Source organism: Candidatus Baltobacteraceae bacterium (genome assembly GCA_036559195.1).
Taxonomy (GTDB): Bacteria; Vulcanimicrobiota; Vulcanimicrobiia; order Vulcanimicrobiales; family Vulcanimicrobiaceae; genus JALYTZ01.
In genome coordinates, this window is sequence record DATBTN010000059.1 from 39,986 (window position 1) to 55,497 (window position 15,512).

Consider the following 15,512-nt stretch of genomic DNA (forward strand, 5'->3'; position numbering starts at 1 on the left):
ATGCAAGCGCAGGCACCGGTCACCGGCACGTTCCGTCGCGCGTGGGAACTGCTGGCCGGCAATTGGATCGTCGTGGTACCGGCCGTTATCGTCGGCATCGTTACCGGCGTGGTGCTCTATCTGTTGGACGTCTACGCCGGCGTCTCGCTCGGCGGGCTCGGCGATCTCAACGGCGGACCCGGCGTTTTTGCAATCTTTATCGGCTCGATCGTCGCCGTCGTCGTGCGGATGCTCGGGGCGATCGTTTCGATCGCGTACACGACCGGCATGGCGGCGGCGGCGTGGCAGCGCGGCCGTGCGACGCTCGCCGACGGTACGAGCGCGCTACGCAAAGACGGCACGCAAGTCTTCATCGCGATCCTGCTGCTGTTTCTAATCGGTTCCATCGCCGCGTTTTTGATGGATTTTCTCTTCTATCTTCCGGTCTTGCTCTATGCGATCTTCGTGCTCTATACGATTCCGGGCGTCATCGTCGGCGAACGGACGGCGGTTGACGCGCTCGTCGAGTCCTTTCGGCTAGCCGGAAAGAACTTTTGGGCGACCACCGGCGTCGTGGCGCTCATCATCGCGATCGCCGCCGTGGCCGCGATTCTTGGGGGGCTGCTGCACGGCATTCCGCTGATCGGCTCGATCTTCGAGCTGGTCGTTATGGAGGTGGTCGTCGCCTACGCGACCCTGGTCGTTGTGGGAGAATATATCGTTTTGCGCCCCACCCTCGACCAGCCGGCCGACGCTCCCCCGCCGGCTGCATCCTAAACTCCCAAGCCGCGGTCTAGAGAAAAGCATGTCTCTCGATTCGATCGTTATCAAAGGCGCGCGCGAGCACAACCTCAAGAACGTGGACCTCGTGCTTCCGCGCAACGCGCTCATCGTCGTCACCGGCCTCAGCGGTTCGGGCAAGTCCTCGCTTGCCTTCGATACGATCTATGCCGAGGGGCAGCGCCGCTACGTCGAGTCGCTCTCGTCGTACGCGCGGCAGTTTCTCGGACAGATGGAGAAGCCGGACGTCGATTACATCGAGGGTCTCTCGCCCGCGATCTCGATCGATCAAAAATCGACCTCGCGCAATCCGCGTTCGACGGTCGGCACGGTGACCGAGATCTACGACTATCTGCGACTGCTCTACGCGCGCATCGGCATTCCCCATTGCTACAATTGCGGCCGCGAGATCAGCTCGCAATCGAGCGAACAGATCGTCGACTCGATCATGGAACTCGCCGAGGGCGCGCGCGTTCAAGTGCTGGCGCCGCTCGTCCGCGGGCGTAAGGGCGAGTACGCGAAGCTCTTTGAAGAGATCGGAAAAGAGGGCTTCTCGCGCGTCCGCGTCGACGGCGAGCAAAAGGAACTGCGCGAGAAGATCGTGCTCGACAAGAAGCGCAAGCATACGATCGAAGTGATCGTCGACCGGTTGGTCATGAAACCCGACGTGCGCAAGCGCTTGACCGATTCGGTCGAAACGACGCTGCGTCTCTCGACTGGAATCGTGACGGTTCTGGTCGAGGAGAAGACCGGCTCGCGCGAACTGACTTTCAGCGAGGCGTTCGCCTGCGTTCACTGCGGGCTCTCGTTTGAGGAGTTGGCCCCGCGGCTTTTCTCGTTCAACTCGCCGTACGGCGCCTGCCCCGGATGCACGGGTCTGGGTGAGAAGATCGAGATCGACCCGTGGAAGGTCATTCCCGATCGCGACAAGTCGATCGACGACGGCGCGATCGTTCCCTGGAGCAAGTCGCTGGGCGGCGGCCGCTTCCCGTCGATGAACCCGTACTATCTCCAGCAGCTCGAACGCGTACTGCGAACGCATCGCGTGAAGTTGAGCACGCCCGTCGAGAAGATGTCCGACGACGTGCTCGACGTCATTCTCTACGGAACCGAGCGCGAGCAGAACTTCGCCTACCAATCGCGCAGCGGCAAGGTGTGGGAGTATCGCACGACGTTCGAAGGCGTGGTCAACAATCTGCAGCGCCGCTACGCCGAGACCAGCTCCGACTACGTCAAAGAAGATATCGAGAAGTACATGTCGGCCTCGGTCTGCCCGCAGTGCAAGGGGGCGCGGCTCAAACCCGAGGCGCTCGCCGTAACGGTGAACGGCCGCAACATTCACGACGTCACCCAGATGTCGATCGAGAACTCCGAGCGTTTCTTTAGCGAGTTCGCGCCCACGGAGCGCGAAGAACAGATCGCAAACCAAGTGCTTAAAGAAATTCGCGGGCGGCTCGGGTTTCTCACCAACGTGGGCTTGAACTATTTGACGCTCGGGCGTTCGGCGACGACGCTCTCGGGCGGTGAATCGCAGCGCATTCGGCTCGCGACGCAGATCGGCAGTTCGCTCGTGGGCGTTCTCTATATTCTCGACGAGCCGTCGATCGGGCTGCACCAGCGCGACAACGATCGGCTGCTCGCAACGCTGCGCACGCTGCGCGATCTCGGCAACACGCTCATCGTCGTGGAACACGACGAGGATACGATTCGCACGGCCGACGTCGTCGTCGATATCGGCCCCGGGGCGGGCGCCGAAGGCGGCCATATCCTCACCAACGGCAGCATCGAGGAAGTGCTCGCGCACCCCGAGTCCGAGACGGGCGCCTATCTCTCGGGGCGCAAGTTCATACCGATCCCGAAGAAACGCCGCGCCGCGCGCGCGGCGCTCAAAGTAAAGAACGCGAAGGCGAACAACCTGCGCGGCCTCGACGTCGATTTTCCCATCGGCGTCTTTACGTGCGTGACCGGCGTGAGCGGCAGCGGCAAATCGACGCTCGTCAATCAAGTGCTGGTCAAGGCGCTCAACCAGCACTTGCACGGGCACACCGCCGGCGGTACGTACGGTACGGTTAAGGGCGCGGAGGAACTCGACAAACTCGTGGTGATCGATCAATCGCCGATCGGGCGAACGCCGCGCAGCAATCCGGCGACCTACACCGGCGCCTTCGATCAGATTCGCGAACTATTCTCGCTCGTTCCGGAAGCGAAACTGCGCGGTTACACGCCGGGCCGGTTCTCGTTCAACGTCAAGGGCGGCCGCTGCGAGGCCTGTCAAGGCGACGGCATCATTCAGATCGAGATGCACTTTCTGCCCGACGTCTACGTTCCGTGCGAGGTCTGCAAGGGCAAGCGCTATAACGCGCAGACGCTCGAAGTGAAATTCAAGGGTAAGGCGATCTCCGATATTCTCGAGATGCGCGTGGATGAAGCGAGCGAGTTCTTCTCAACGATTGCACGTATCCATAACAGGCTTAAGACGATCTGCGAAGTCGGACTCGGTTATATCAAGATGGGGCAGCCGGCGACGACGCTCTCGGGCGGCGAAGCGCAGCGCGTAAAACTCGCGACCGAACTCTCGCGCCGCTCGACCGGGCGCACGTTCTACGTGCTCGACGAGCCGACCACCGGACTGCATTTCGCCGACATTCACAAACTGCTCGAAGTGTTGCAGCGACTCGTCGAGACGGGAAACACCGTGCTCGTGATCGAGCACAACCTCGACGTGATCAAGACCGCCGATCACCTGATCGATCTCGGCCCCGAGGGCGGCGACCGCGGCGGCACGATCGTCGGCATCGGCACGCCCGAAGAACTCGCCCGCAACGCGCGCTCGTTCACCGGCGCCTACCTTGCGCCCGTGCTGCTCGATCAGCGGGCCGTCGGCCACCACCGCCCCGACGCGAAGGCGCTCGAAGCGATGGAGAGCGAGAATATGCGCGTCCTCGACGACCTCGCCAAGGGTGGCCGCGTCCCCGTCGAAGCCTAACCCATGAGCAATTGTCATCCTGAGCTTGTCGAAGGACGGAGCTTGTCGAAGGACGTGGTTCGACAGGCTCACCATGACAAGTCGAAGGACGGGCTCACTATGACAAGTCGAAGTGGAGTTGACGGCGGTGTCTAAATTTTCCGTGGCGATGCTCGTTTGTTCGAATCTCGAACGCTCGCGCGATTTTTATCGCGACGTGCTGGGCCTCAAGATCAAGACCGATGCCGTTCCGCATTGGGTGGACTTTGAATTGGGCGACGGTGCTTCGCTCGGACTGCATGCGAAGAGCGAGTTGCTCTCGGTGCGCCCGGGTTCGCTGCAGCTCGGATTCTCGGTCGATAACGTCGACTCGTTCGTATCCGATTGCGCGCAGTTGGGCGTCCCCGTTTTTCAGGATCCCTACGACGAATCGTTCGGGCGCGTCGCGATCGTCGGCGATCCCGACGGCTATCCCGTTCAACTCGTGAGTCCGTCCAGAAGGAAACAACGCTGAGCAAAGCGGCTTCCCGCGTGGCCGAGTTGCGCGAGCGGCTCGAGGACGCGAGTTACCACTACCACGTTCTCGACGAACCCGAAATATCCGACGCCGAGTACGACGCGCTGCTGCGCGAACTGATCGACCTCGAGACGGCCCATCCCGACCTGCGCGCGCCGGATTCACCCTCGCAACGCATCGGGATGCCGGCTTCCGCGAAGTTCGCGCCGTACGAACATCACCGCCAGATGCTGAGCCTCGCAAACGCATTCGATCCCGGCGAATTGCGCGCGTTCGACGACCGGGTCGCCAAACTCGCGGGGACCCCGGCGAGCTACGTCGCGGAGTTGAAGATCGACGGCCTGGCGACGTCGCTATACTACGAGAATGGATCGTTCGTACGCGGCGGCACGCGCGGCGACGGCCGGGTCGGAGAAGACGTAACGAGCAATCTGCGCGCCGTGCGAGCGATTCCGTTGCGCCTGCGCGGCGCGGAAACGCCGGCCGTGATCGAGGCGCGGGGCGAAGTGTATTTGAAGAAAAGCGATTTCCAACGCCTCAACGCAGGGCGCGAGCGTGCCGGTCTCGCCCTCTTCGCCAATCCGCGCAATACGGCCGCCGGCGGTATCCGTCAGCTCGACCCGACGCTCGCGGCCGAACGTTCGCTGTCGTTCTTCGCCTACTCGATCGGTCAACTGGAGAGCGGCGCCCCGGTCGCGACCCAATGGGAGGCACTCGGCTATCTCAAGTCGCTCGGCTTTCCGGTCAACCCCCACATCGAACGCTGCGCGAGCATCGACGAGGTGATCGCGTATTGCGCGGCGTGGGAGGCGAAGCGCGACGAACTCGACTACGAGATCGACGGCGTCGTCGTAAAGGTCGACGATCTCGCGACGCAAGAGCGCCTCGGTTCGATCGCTAAGGATCCGCGCTGGGCGATCGCCTTCAAATTCAAACCGCGCGAAGCGCGCACGAAACTGCTCGATATCGCGATCACCGTCGGCCGCACCGGAACGCTCAATCCGAGCGCGGTGCTCGAACCCGTGCAGATCGGTGGCGTCACCGTTCGCAACGCCACGCTTCACAACGCGGAATATATTGCGAGCAACGACATTCGCATCGGCGACACCGTCGTAGTAACGCGCGCCGGCGACGTGATTCCGCGCGTCGTCGGGCCGATTCTGGCGGAGCGTAAAGGGAGGCTGCGCCCGTTCGCGATGCCCGTCAGTTGCCCGGTCTGCGGTTCGGCCGTCGACCATCCCGAGGGCGAGGCGATGTCGCGCTGCACGAACGCGGCGTGTCCCGCGCAAGTGCTCGAACGGGTCCGTCATTTTGCATCGCGGGGCGCGATGGATATCGAGGGCGTCGGCGACGTTCTCGCGGCGCAGCTGACCGAACTCGGGCTGGTGCGCGATATCGCCGATCTCTACGCGCTCGATAGCGAACGGCTCGAGTGCGTTCCGCGGATGGGCGCGAAGAGCGCGGCGAACGTGTTGCGCAACGTTGAGGAGTCGAAGCGGCGCGGGCTCGCGCGGCTGCTGGCGGGGCTCGGCATTCGATTCGTCGGCGCACAGACCGCGCAGATTCTCGCGGCCGATTTCGGTTCGATCGATGCGCTCGCCGCCGCGAGCGAAGACGAACTGCGTCGAAGCGAAGGGATCGGCCCCGAGGTGGCCGGCAGCGTGAGCCTGTTTTTCCAACAAGACGCCAACCGCGCCATGATCGAACGCCTGCGCGCCGCCGGCCTCGATATGACCGCACCCAAACGCGAGCGCGCCCCCGACGGCCCGCTCATCGGCAAAACCTTCGTACTGACCGGAACGCTCGCCGGCATGACGCGCGAAGAGGCCGCCGAGCAGATCGTTGCGGCGGGCGGAAGAGTCACGAGTTCCGTCAGCAAAAAAACCGATTACGTCGTAGCCGGCGACGATCCCGGCAGCAAATTCACCAAAGCGCAACAACTCAACATCCCAATCCTCGACGAACCCGCCCTCCGCGCCCTCTTGTCATCCTGAGCCTGTCGAAGGACGAGCGCGCCTAAAGACGCCCGTGGTTCGACAAGCTCACCATGACAAACCAGCGACTCCTCACCAACCCCCCCCCTCTTGTCATCCTGAGCTTGTCGAAGGACGAGCCTGTCGAAGGACGGGCTTGCGGTTGCGAGCGCGGGGTTAGAAGACGCGTACGATGCCGGCGGGGTGAGGCGGTTCGGATAGCGCGCTTGCGAGGGCGTCGGGGAGGTCGCCGGCGATTACGCCGCGGCTGCGTTCGGCGGCGCAGCGTTTACCGGTCAATCCGTGCCAGTAGGCGCCGACGCGCGCCGCGTCGACCGGTGCGAGTCCTTGGGCGAGCAGTGTCGCGATGATACCCGTGAGTACGTCGCCGGTGCCGGCCGTCGCGAGCGCGTTGTTGCCGCTGGTATTCACGTGCATCGTCGCGCCGTCGTAGATTAGCGTGCTCTGGCCTTTAAGCAGCGTGACGATCGCGGTGCGGTGCACAAACTCGCGCAAGCGTTCGACGCGTTCGCCGTCGCCCACGCTCCCTTTGCCGGAGAGTCGCGCGAACTCACCCGCGTGCGGCGTTAGAACGCAGCGCTTGGCACGCAAGAGTTCCAGATGTTTCGCGAAGTGAAATAGCGCGCTCGCATCGGCGACGAACGGCAGCTCGATGCGTTCGGCGACGCCGCGCACGATCGCGCCGGTTCGCTCGTCCAAGCCCAGACCCGGGCCGACGGCAAACGCCGTTGCATGATTTGCCAGATCGAGAATCGTACCGACGGCCGCGGCCGCCGATTGCGATTCGGGAATGGTCACGACGACCGCCTCGACGAGATGCGCGCGCAGCGCCGGTGCGGCCGCCTCGCTCGTAACGACCGTCACGTATCCGGCACCCGCGCGAGCCGCGCCGCGCGCGGCGAGTATCGCGGCTCCGGGGAACTGACTCGACCCGGCAAAGAGTAGCGGCGCACCCGAACGGCGCTTATCCGAATCGGCCGGGCGTTCGGGCAGCCGCGCGATCAGCTCCGCCGCATCGACGGCCGCATAGATGCGGTCCTGCGTCGCAAGCTCGGCGTCGGCGATCCCGATCGACGCGCACCAGAGCGCGCCGACGAAGGCGCGGGCGTTTTCGAGCAGCAGGCCCGGCTTCAGCGCGCCGAGCGCGAGCGTCACGTCCGCGCGCACCGCGTCGCCGGGGGTCGCACCGGTCAGCGCGTCGACGCCGCTCGGAACGTCGATGGCGAGCACCTCCGCGTCGCTGCCGTTCACCGCTGCAATCGCCGCCGCATACTGCGGCGGCAGCGGCATGCGAGCACCCGTACCGAAAAGCGCATCGAGCACGAGTCCGCTCTCGCCGATCGCCGCGCGCGCGGCCGTTTCATTCTGCGGGAGCGGGTGAAGATGCACGCCGGCATCGTGGGCGCGCAGCTCGGCATCGCGGCGCGCGGGCGAGGACGAGCGCTCGTCCTCCTGCGCGTAGATGTGCCGCTCGTAGGACGCATCCAATTCCGCAAACGCGGCGAATGCGTCTCCGCCGTTGTTGCCGGGACCGGCAAACGCGACGATGCGCGGCCCGCGGGCATGGCGCTCGATCAGTTCGGCGATGCGCGCGCCGGCGTTGCGCATCAGTTCGACCTCGCCCATTCGTTGCGCGGCCAGCGCGTCCACGGCGCGCATTTGCTCGGGCGTCAGTACGAACACGCTACTCGCGTTCCAGAATGACGACCGCGGCCGCCGCGTTCGCCGTATGCGTGATCGTCAGGTGGACGGCCGAGACGCCGCGGCGCGCGAGCAGCTCGCTTGCTCGCCCCAAAAGCACGATCGCGGGCTTCCCGCTGCGTTCGTGCGAGACCCCGATCTGCCGCCACGGGATCGCGTGTCCGAATGCCTTGCGCGTCGCCTCTTTCGCGGCAAAGAATCCGGCGAAACGTTCGGCGCGATTGCGCTTGCGCATCGCGTAGGCGACCTCTTCGTCGGTGTAGATCTTGCGCGCGAACCATGCGAGCTTCGCGTCGTCGAAGCGATAGCGCTCGACCTCCGCCAGGTCGATCCCCATGCCAATGATCATAGCTAGCAGTGTTCGGCCCCGCGGTGGCGAAGACTCCTCCCGCAGACTATGGAAACGCAGATCCGCATCGTCCCGATCAACGCGATCGACCCCGGCTTCCTTTCGCGTTTGGGACTCTGTCTCGAAGAACGTTTCTTATACAGCGCGTCGGTGCAGCGCGGGCTCGCCGTACCACGCAGCGCGGTCAACAGCGCGCGGCAGCAAATGTTCCTCTCGACGCTCACCTCGAAAGTGTTGCGCGAGTATCCCGACGACGACGGCCTGCTCCTCGCGATCACCGATTTCGACCTCTACAAAACGTCGCACCGCTTCATCTTCGGCGACGCCGACGAGCAACGGCGCGTCGCGGTCGTTTCGCTGCATCGGCTTCGTTCGGAGTTCTACGGCGAAGAACCCGACGAGAACGTGCTCTTCCAGCGAACGCTCAAAGAATGCGTGCACGAGCTGGGCCACGCGCTCGGCCTCAAACATTGCTATAACGCGCGCTGCGCGATGTATTACTCGAACTCGATCTTCGAGAGCGACAACAAGATGTCGTACTACTGCGAAGCCTGCGACAAGCGCAGCCGCGCCCGGAGCTGAGAGGCCCTCCGGGCCCCGCTCTAAATAAATTCCCCGTTTTAGCCGTAGACTCTGAGAGAAGAATGCCGGAGCGCCCGTCGGGCGCCTTCCTTGGCGTTCGATCGTTTTTCGAGGCGAGGTTCGAGTGGTTCTTGCTGGGAGCAGGCCGATGATCCAGGCTCGTCTGACCGCCTGGCGTTCGCGCCTGGGGAATCCCGCACGCGCGCTGCTCGCGATTGCAGCGGCGCTGCTCTGCGCGATCCTCGATGCGTATGGTTCTAAAGTCCCATCGTTTGACCTCGTGCTGCTGGCGATCGTGGCGGCAACCGCTGCCGTTGCCGGGCTCCCGTTCGGACCGGCGCTGGCGGTTGCGGCCGGTGCGATCGATTACGCCGTGCGCGCGCACCAACATCGCGGCGGCGCTCTCGGTTCGGGATTTCTACTCGCGCTCGTCGGCGTGCTGATCGCGATGCTCGTTGCGACCGACGCCGGCGATAGGGCCTCCGACGGTGCGGGCGACTCGGCGCCGCACTCGCTGCGCACGGCCGGCGGACTCGCATCGAGCGTCGCCGCGCTCGCGTCGGGCATCCGCGAAGTCAGTCAGGGCGATTTCACCAAGAATTTGGCCGTCTCCGACGGATCGCTCGCCGATCTCGCGATCGCGCTCAACAAATTGATCTTCGGCATGCGCGAGTTTCTCGGCGGGCTGCACGAGAGCGCCGCCCAGCTCGGTTCGGCCGGCGGCGAACTCAACGCGACGGCTTCCACGGCGCTGGCCGTAATCGAAGGCGCGTCGCTCGCGCAAGGTCAGCTCGACGAAGGCATCGGCGAACAGTCGCGGATCGTTGGAAGCGCGACGAGCAAAGTGACGCAGCTGACGCAAACGATCTCCGCTATCGCCGCGTCGGCCGAAGAACAGACGCGCAGCCTCGACGAGACCTCGCTCGCCGTTACCAACATGGCGAGTTCGATCGAGCAGGTAACGGCGCAGGTCGATTCGCTCGCCTCGATCTCGGCGGAGACGTCGCAGACGGCCGAGCGCGGCGGCGTTGCGATCCACACGATCGTCGAAGGGATGGACACGATCCGCGCGACCATCGGCGATCTCGGTCGCGACATCGCGATGCTCGGCAGCAACTCCGAGCAGATCGGCGACATCGTAAAAGTGATCGACCGCATCGCGGAGCAGACGAATCTACTGGCGCTCAACGCCGCCATCGAAGCGGCTCGCGCCGGCGAGCACGGCCGCGGTTTCGCCGTCGTCGCGACCGAGATTCGCAAACTCGCCGACGGAAGCGTGCAGGCGACCAAAGAAATCGCCGGCCACATCCTCTCGACGCAGAACGTGATCGCGGAGGTCGTTCGCGCGATGGAACGCCTAACGGCGCGCGTTGAAGATAACGTCGGCAGTACGACCTCGGCGTCGGGCGCCTTGCGCGAGATCGTGCAGGCCGTGCTCTCGGCCAATCAGCAGATCGGCGAGATTTCGTCGGTCGCGCGGGCGATGAGCAGCAACTCGTATCAAGTGATTCGTTCGATCGAAGAGATCGCGAAATCGGTCCAGCTTAACGTGACAGCCACGCAAGCGATGTCGACGCATTCCGACGCGGTGACGTCGGCGTTCGAAAATATCGCCTCGATCTCGCAGACGAACGCGTCGTCAGTCGAAGTCCTCACCTACGTGAATAAGGAAGTAACGGACGCCGCCCAGCGCATTTTGAACTCGGTCGAAGAGATGAACGAATCGGCCGCACGGATCGACAGCCGACTCCGGCAGTTCAAAGTGAGCGACCGCGGCGCGCAAGGAGACACGGTATGATGATGAGTCTGCGTTTTCGCCTGCTCGGCACGATCGTCGCAGCGATCGTCCTCTTTTTCTTGATCAGCGTCATCGCGGCGCGGGTCACGCTGCAGAAGGACTTGAGCGCCCTCGGGCGCACCGAGGCCACCAACGGCTCGAACGCCTTCGGCGGCTATTGGGACTCGCGCAAAGAGCAGGTTCGATTGCTCATTACGCAAGACGCGGTCTCTAACGCGCTGCGCAAATCGCTGCAGTCGCACGATGGCAAAGCGCTGCAGGACCAGCTCTCCAACATCGCGCGAACCTCGAACCTCTCGTTCCTCACCATCGTCGACGGCAAAGGCCGCGTGGTCGCGCGAGCCAACGGCACGAATCTCGGCAGCCTCGGCGACGAGAGATACGTGCAGCGTGCGCTCGGCGGCGAAACCGTCAGCACGGCCGCCTTGTTGGCGCCGAACGAATTGCAAGGCGAAGGTCTCGCCGCGCAGGCGGTCTCCGACGTGAAGGGTCCCGATGGAAAGACCGTCGAGCACCTAACGCGCGGACTCGCGCTCGTTGCGGCCGCGCCGATGTCGGACTCGAACGAGCGGACGCTCGGGGCGATCTATGGCGGCGTGCTGATGAACCATTTCTACGATCTCGTGGATCAAAGCACGCACGCTCTTGGAGGGCAGACGGCGCTGCTCGACGGCGATGCGATCGTGGCATCGACGATCAGTCAGGCCGACGGCACCCGCGTGGTCGACACGCAAGTCGCTCACGCCGCCGACGCGAATAAGGTCCAAGACGATTACGTGGGCAGCGACACCGAGGGCGGTACCGAGTACATGGCCCGAATCGATCCGATCTCGAACGATCAAAACGAGGTCGTCGGAGCGTTTTGGTACGGTCTGCCGATGGCGCAGATTACGACGATCCAAAACCATCTGATGGAAACGTTCGTGCTGTGGGGCCTGGTGGCCATGGCGATTGCGCTTTTGCTGGCGGTGCCGATCGTGCGGCGCCTCTCGTTAGCGCTGGCGCGCCGGAGCGCGCAAGTCAGTTCGGCAGCGAAGGAACTCGGCGTTACCATTGTAGGCGGTGAGGTCTCCGGCGATCACGTGGCGGCAACGAAAGCTGCAGTCGAGCGCTCCGGAGCCGTGATCGACGACATCGCGGCCAACGGCGCGACGCCCGCCAAGATGGCCGATCTCAAAGCGCTCAACGAGGAACTCGTCGGCGATATGGTCGTCATCGACACGCTCTCACACGAAATGAGCGGACGCCTGCAGCAGGCCGTTACGCGCGTCGCCGAGCTCAAAGACGTCGCGCGCGGGCTCGATAAACTGGTTCACGGCGCGCCGGCGACGTAGACGACATCGTGGCAGACGTCATTCTGTTCTTCGCGAGCAACGCCGATACGATGATCGCGACCAAGGCGCTAAAAGACTCCGGAATCGTGGCGAAGATGATTCCGAAGCCGGCGACCCTCAGCGCATCGGCAAACCTCTGCTTAAGCTTGGACGGAAGTTTGGAGTCGCAAGCCGTCGCGGCGCTCTCCGGTGCAAACGTCGCGCTCGGCGGCGTCGCGAAATAACTAGCGCATAACGCGCGCGTCGGCGAGCGCGATCTCGCGCTGCGCTCCGTCGTGCCGCACGATCAACGCGCCGCCGGTTGCGAGCCGCAGCGGTTCCGCTTCGAAGGGTGCCGTCTCGCCGTCGAGGACGAACGTATAGGGCGTACCCGGAATGCGCGCGGCCTCTTCCCAGCGGCGAGCGACGTGCTGCGGCGTGCGCAAGAGATCGTACATGGCATCGAAACGCTCGAGAATCGTCGCGAGTAGCGCGTCGCGCGCGACCGGCGCGCGATCGTCGCAAAACGCCGGCGGCGGTTCGATCTCGGCAAGCGCTGCCGCGCCGGCGGCATCGGCCGGGCGCGTCACGTTAATTCCGATCCCGCAGCCCGCCCACGCGGTATCCCCGCTAATGCGCGAGATGCAGAGAATTCCCGCAATTTTGCGTTTGCCGAGCAGGACGTCGTTTGGCCATTGTAACGTCACCGCGATTCCGTGCGCTTCGAGCGCCGCGCTTACCACGAGCGCGCTCCAGAACGGGACGATCCAGAGATCGGCGCTCGCGATCGGTTCGGGGAGCGCGGTCGTGAAGAGCAGGGCGCTGCCCGGCGGCGCGATCCACGCGCGGCCCTTTCGGCCCGAGCCGCGCTGCTGGTAATCGGCCGCGATGGTGAGGCCGAGAGCCTCGGGTTTGCCGAGCAGACGGGCGATATCGTCGTTCGTGCTGCCGGTGACGGCAACGCGCAGGACGCCTGAAAAGCGCATGGCCCGGTATTTTCGCCGCAGGCCTTCGCGTGGCCCGGCCCGTATTGGAGCGGCGTTATGGCAATCGAACGTACGTTAATTCTTTGCAAGCCCGACGCCGTTTCCCGCGGTTTGGTCGGCGATATCGTCTCGCGCCTCGAACGTCGCGGCTACATCATTACCGCTATGAAGCTCATGCAGCTCGATGGCGAGCGCGCCCGCAAGCATTACGCGGAGCACGACGGTAAGCCGTTCTTTGCGGGTCTAGTCGACTTCATTACGAGCGCGCCGCTGGTGGCGCTGGCCGTCGAAGGTGAGAACGCCATCGAGGGCTGCCGCCAATTGATGGGCGCGACCAATCCGTTGACGGCGGCGCCCGGAACGATTCGCGCCGACTACGCGCAGTCGATCGGACGCAACCTCGTGCACGGCAGCGATAGCAAGGGCAGCGCCGAGCGCGAACTCGCGATCTTCTTCAACACGAACGAATTCGTCACGCGCAAACACGATCTCGAGCGCTGGGTTCTGGAAAAGTAGCGCGATGGGCTTGGAATCGTTGCGCGGCGGCGGCCGCCCGTTGATCGAAGGCGTGCACGCACGCGAGGTGCTGGACTCGCGCGGAAATCCCACCATTGCGGTCAGCGTCGCCACCAGCTTCGGCTCGGTTGAAGAAGCGATGGTTCCGTCGGGCGCATCCACGGGCGCGCACGAAGCCGTCGAACTTCGCGACGGCGACGCCAAGCGGTACAACGGAAAGGGCGTGCTGCACGCAGTCGCCGCCGTCAACGATTTTCTCGGGCCGATTCTCGAGGGGCTCGACGCGACCGCGCAACGCGAGATCGACGAGAAACTCATCGAACTCGACGCGACCCCGAACAAGAGCAAAACCGGTGCGAACGCGATTCTGGGCATATCGCTTGCGGTCGCGCGGGCGGCAGCGAGCAGCTTCTCGATGCCGCTCTTTCGATATCTCGGCGGCCCATCGGCATCGACACTGCCCGTGCCGATGATGAACGTTATCAACGGCGGCAAGCACGCGGACGGCGCGCTGCAATTTCAGGAGTGCATGATCGTGCCGGTCGGCGCCGAGTCGGTGCACGAAGCGGTGCGTTACGGTTCGGAAGTCTTTCACGCGCTGGGCGCGCTGCTGCACGAATCCGGGCAGCCGACGCTCGTAGGCGACGAAGGCGGGTTCGCGCCGCGGCTCGATACGCTCGATGCCGCAATGGACTTGCTCGTGAAAGCGATCGAGCGCGCCGGATACGTTCCCGGCGAGGACATTGCGATCGCGCTGGATTCGGCGTCGACCGAGTTCTTCCAAGACGGCAAATACTATCCGCTCTCCAAAGATCGCGCCTTCTCCGCCGACGACATGGTGCGATTCTATGCAGATCTGATCGCGAAATACCCGGTCGTTTCGATCGAAGACGGCCTCGCCGAAGACGATTGGGATGGCTGGCGCAAACTCACCGATGCGATCGGTGCGAAATGCCAGCTCGTTGGCGACGATCTGTTCGTAACCAATACCCAGCGGCTCGCGCGCGGCATCGCCGAGGGCATGGCGAACTCGATTCTGATCAAAGTCAACCAGATCGGAACGCTGACCGAGACGCTCGACGCCGTCGAGATGGCGCACAAAGCCGGCTACACCTGCGTGATCTCGCATCGCTCGGGCGAGACCGAAGATACCACGATCGCCGACATCGCGGTAGCGACCGGCGCCGGTCAGATCAAGACGGGATCGCTATCGCGCAGCGACCGCGTTGCCAAATACAATCGCCTCATGGCCATCGAAGAAGAGTTAGGGCAGGCGGCGCGCTATCCGGGCCGATCGAACAGGATGCGCAAATTGTAATGGGAAATGGCGACCCGTGCCCTCGCGGGCCCGTAGCTCAGCGGTAGAGCGCCCGGCTCATAACTGGTTGCGCGTAGGTTCGAATCCTACCGGGCCCACATTTTTCGGCTGCGGCGCGCCCGCAGCGTTTAGACTCCTTGCAAGCTGTGGAATGACTCCTAGCATGCAGGGAGTTTTTATCGTTCGTTCGCTTACCGCGCTTGCGCTGGCCGCAGGCTTGGCCGCGTGCTCGTCGGCAACGCAGAGCACGCATCCGCAAAGCAATTCGACCGCGGCCCCCGACGCCGCGATGACCAAGATGGCGAAGACGCACTATCGGGTCAGTGCCGATAAGGCATCGAAGAGCATGAACTACAGCGTTTACGTCAACGGCCAGCCGGGCCCAACCCTCAATACTGCCGGCGGCTCGGCCGACATTTCGAGCCTCGTACCCGTCGGAAACGATACGATCGCCATAAAATGGAAAAAGGATCGTAACAACGGTTCGGGAACCGTCACCGTGTGGTCCGGCGCCAAGGTGCTCCTCGTCGAACACGTGCGTCCGAGCGATCCGGTGACGGGGCAAAAATCCGTCTCGGTCAGCGCGAAATAGCGGGAGGCCGCCACTCCCCCCGGTACGAATAGGGGACGGCCACCGTGGCGCCATCGTCTATCGGTTAGGACAGCGCCCTTTCAAGGCGCAGAGACGGGTTCGATTCCCGTTGGCGCTACCAC

At 64.0% G+C, this 15,512-nt stretch carries 14 protein-coding genes and 2 tRNA genes; 13 read left to right on the forward strand and 3 right to left on the reverse strand.

The annotated features are described in order from the left end of the window. From VIG32_09580 to ligA, 4 genes are all read left to right on the forward strand, one after another. Nucleotides 1-756, forward strand: coding sequence for a hypothetical protein (locus VIG32_09580; protein ID HEY8298260.1), 756 nt, complete (start codon nucleotides 1-3; stop codon nucleotides 754-756). A 28-nt stretch (nucleotides 757-784) separates the two neighbouring features. Beyond that, nucleotides 785-3,745, forward strand: coding sequence for an excinuclease ABC subunit UvrA (gene uvrA / locus VIG32_09585; GenBank protein HEY8298261.1), 2,961 nt, complete (start codon nucleotides 785-787; stop codon nucleotides 3,743-3,745). A 127-nt stretch (nucleotides 3,746-3,872) separates the two neighbouring features. Next, nucleotides 3,873-4,238 (forward strand): VOC family protein, encoded by a 366-nt coding sequence (locus VIG32_09590; GenBank protein ID HEY8298262.1) that lies wholly within the window; start codon nucleotides 3,873-3,875, stop codon nucleotides 4,236-4,238. Continuing rightward, nucleotides 4,235-6,235, forward strand: coding sequence for an NAD-dependent DNA ligase LigA (gene ligA, locus VIG32_09595; protein HEY8298263.1), 2,001 nt, complete (start codon nucleotides 4,235-4,237; stop codon nucleotides 6,233-6,235). Before VIG32_09590 ends, ligA begins: the two co-directional genes overlap by 4 nt. A 156-nt stretch (nucleotides 6,236-6,391) precedes the next feature. Here ligA and VIG32_09600 read toward each other — a convergent pair whose 3' ends face one another. Together VIG32_09600 and acpS are read right to left on the reverse strand one after the other, a co-directional pair. Further along, on the reverse strand, nucleotides 6,392-7,918 hold the full coding sequence (locus VIG32_09600) for an NAD(P)H-hydrate dehydratase (GenBank protein ID HEY8298264.1): 1,527 nt from the start codon (nucleotides 7,916-7,918) through the stop codon (nucleotides 6,392-6,394). Between the two features lies 1 nt (nucleotide 7,919). After that, nucleotides 7,920-8,285, reverse strand: a complete 366-nt coding sequence (gene acpS / locus VIG32_09605; GenBank protein HEY8298265.1) for a holo-ACP synthase — start codon at nucleotides 8,283-8,285, stop codon at nucleotides 7,920-7,922. 48 nt (nucleotides 8,286-8,333) lie between these two features. On the opposite strand from acpS, the gene VIG32_09610 reads away from it, so the two are divergent. The 4 genes from VIG32_09610 to VIG32_09625 all read left to right on the forward strand — a co-directional run bounded on the left by VIG32_09610 (nucleotide 8,334) and on the right by VIG32_09625 (nucleotide 12,223). After that, a complete protein-coding gene (locus VIG32_09610) occupies nucleotides 8,334-8,867 on the forward strand; it encodes an archaemetzincin family Zn-dependent metalloprotease (protein ID HEY8298266.1) in 534 nt (177 codons plus the stop codon). Between the two features lie 148 nt (nucleotides 8,868-9,015). Then, nucleotides 9,016-10,665 carry a methyl-accepting chemotaxis protein gene (locus VIG32_09615; protein ID HEY8298267.1) on the forward strand — a complete coding sequence of 550 codons (1,650 nt, stop codon included), beginning with the start codon at nucleotides 9,016-9,018 and terminating at the stop codon, nucleotides 10,663-10,665. Nucleotides 10,666-10,667: 2 nt separating this feature from the next. Continuing rightward, complete coding sequence (locus VIG32_09620) at nucleotides 10,668-11,999, forward strand: cache domain-containing protein (GenBank protein HEY8298268.1); 1,332 nt, start codon at nucleotides 10,668-10,670, stop codon at nucleotides 11,997-11,999. A gap of 8 nt (nucleotides 12,000-12,007) precedes the next feature. Continuing rightward, nucleotides 12,008-12,223: a putative Se/S carrier-like protein gene (locus tag VIG32_09625; GenBank protein HEY8298269.1), complete on the forward strand. Its 216-nt coding sequence runs from the start codon at nucleotides 12,008-12,010 to the stop codon at nucleotides 12,221-12,223. On the opposite strand, the gene VIG32_09630 is transcribed toward VIG32_09625, so the two are convergent. Then, nucleotides 12,224-12,964: a biotin--[acetyl-CoA-carboxylase] ligase gene (locus VIG32_09630; GenBank protein ID HEY8298270.1), complete on the reverse strand. Its 741-nt coding sequence runs from the start codon at nucleotides 12,962-12,964 to the stop codon at nucleotides 12,224-12,226. Nucleotides 12,965-13,021: 57 nt separating this feature from the next. Between VIG32_09630 and ndk the strand changes: the two genes are divergently transcribed. The 5 genes from ndk (at nucleotide 13,022) to VIG32_09655 (ending at nucleotide 15,511) form a co-directional block, all read left to right on the forward strand. Next, nucleotides 13,022-13,480, forward strand: a complete 459-nt coding sequence (ndk, locus tag VIG32_09635) for a nucleoside-diphosphate kinase (GenBank protein HEY8298271.1) — start codon at nucleotides 13,022-13,024, stop codon at nucleotides 13,478-13,480. 40 nt (nucleotides 13,481-13,520) lie between these two features. Continuing rightward, entirely contained in the window at nucleotides 13,521-14,798 is a 1,278-nt protein-coding gene (gene eno / locus VIG32_09640) for a phosphopyruvate hydratase (GenBank protein HEY8298272.1), read from the forward strand. Nucleotides 14,799-14,824: 26 nt separating this feature from the next. Further along, nucleotides 14,825-14,896: transfer RNA gene (locus VIG32_09645), tRNA-Ile, on the forward strand. A 65-nt stretch (nucleotides 14,897-14,961) separates the two neighbouring features. Next, nucleotides 14,962-15,390: a hypothetical protein gene (locus VIG32_09650; protein HEY8298273.1), complete on the forward strand. Its 429-nt coding sequence runs from the start codon at nucleotides 14,962-14,964 to the stop codon at nucleotides 15,388-15,390. Nucleotides 15,391-15,436: 46 nt separating this feature from the next. After that, a tRNA-Glu gene (locus tag VIG32_09655) sits at nucleotides 15,437-15,511 on the forward strand. The last annotated feature ends 1 nt before the right edge of the window (nucleotide 15,512 follow it).

What these genes read in the sequence shown, in the direction of transcription:
- VIG32_09580 (HEY8298260.1), top strand. Translation starts at nt 1, where the DNA reads ATGCAAGCGCAGGCACCGGTCACCGGCACGTTCCGTCGCGCGTGGGAA.
- VIG32_09630 (HEY8298270.1), bottom strand. Translation starts at nt 12,964, where the DNA reads ATGCGCTTTTCAGGCGTCCTGCGCGTTGCCGTCACCGGCAGCACGAAC.
- acpS (HEY8298265.1), bottom strand. Translation starts at nt 8,285, where the DNA reads ATGATCATTGGCATGGGGATCGACCTGGCGGAGGTCGAGCGCTATCGC.
- VIG32_09610 (HEY8298266.1), top strand. Translation starts at nt 8,334, where the DNA reads ATGGAAACGCAGATCCGCATCGTCCCGATCAACGCGATCGACCCCGGC.
- VIG32_09620 (HEY8298268.1), top strand. Translation starts at nt 10,668, where the DNA reads ATGAGTCTGCGTTTTCGCCTGCTCGGCACGATCGTCGCAGCGATCGTC.
- uvrA (HEY8298261.1), top strand. Translation starts at nt 785, where the DNA reads ATGTCTCTCGATTCGATCGTTATCAAAGGCGCGCGCGAGCACAACCTC.
- ndk (HEY8298271.1), top strand. Translation starts at nt 13,022, where the DNA reads ATGGCAATCGAACGTACGTTAATTCTTTGCAAGCCCGACGCCGTTTCC.
- VIG32_09650 (HEY8298273.1), top strand. Translation starts at nt 14,962, where the DNA reads ATGCAGGGAGTTTTTATCGTTCGTTCGCTTACCGCGCTTGCGCTGGCC.
- VIG32_09615 (HEY8298267.1), top strand. Translation starts at nt 9,016, where the DNA reads ATGATCCAGGCTCGTCTGACCGCCTGGCGTTCGCGCCTGGGGAATCCC.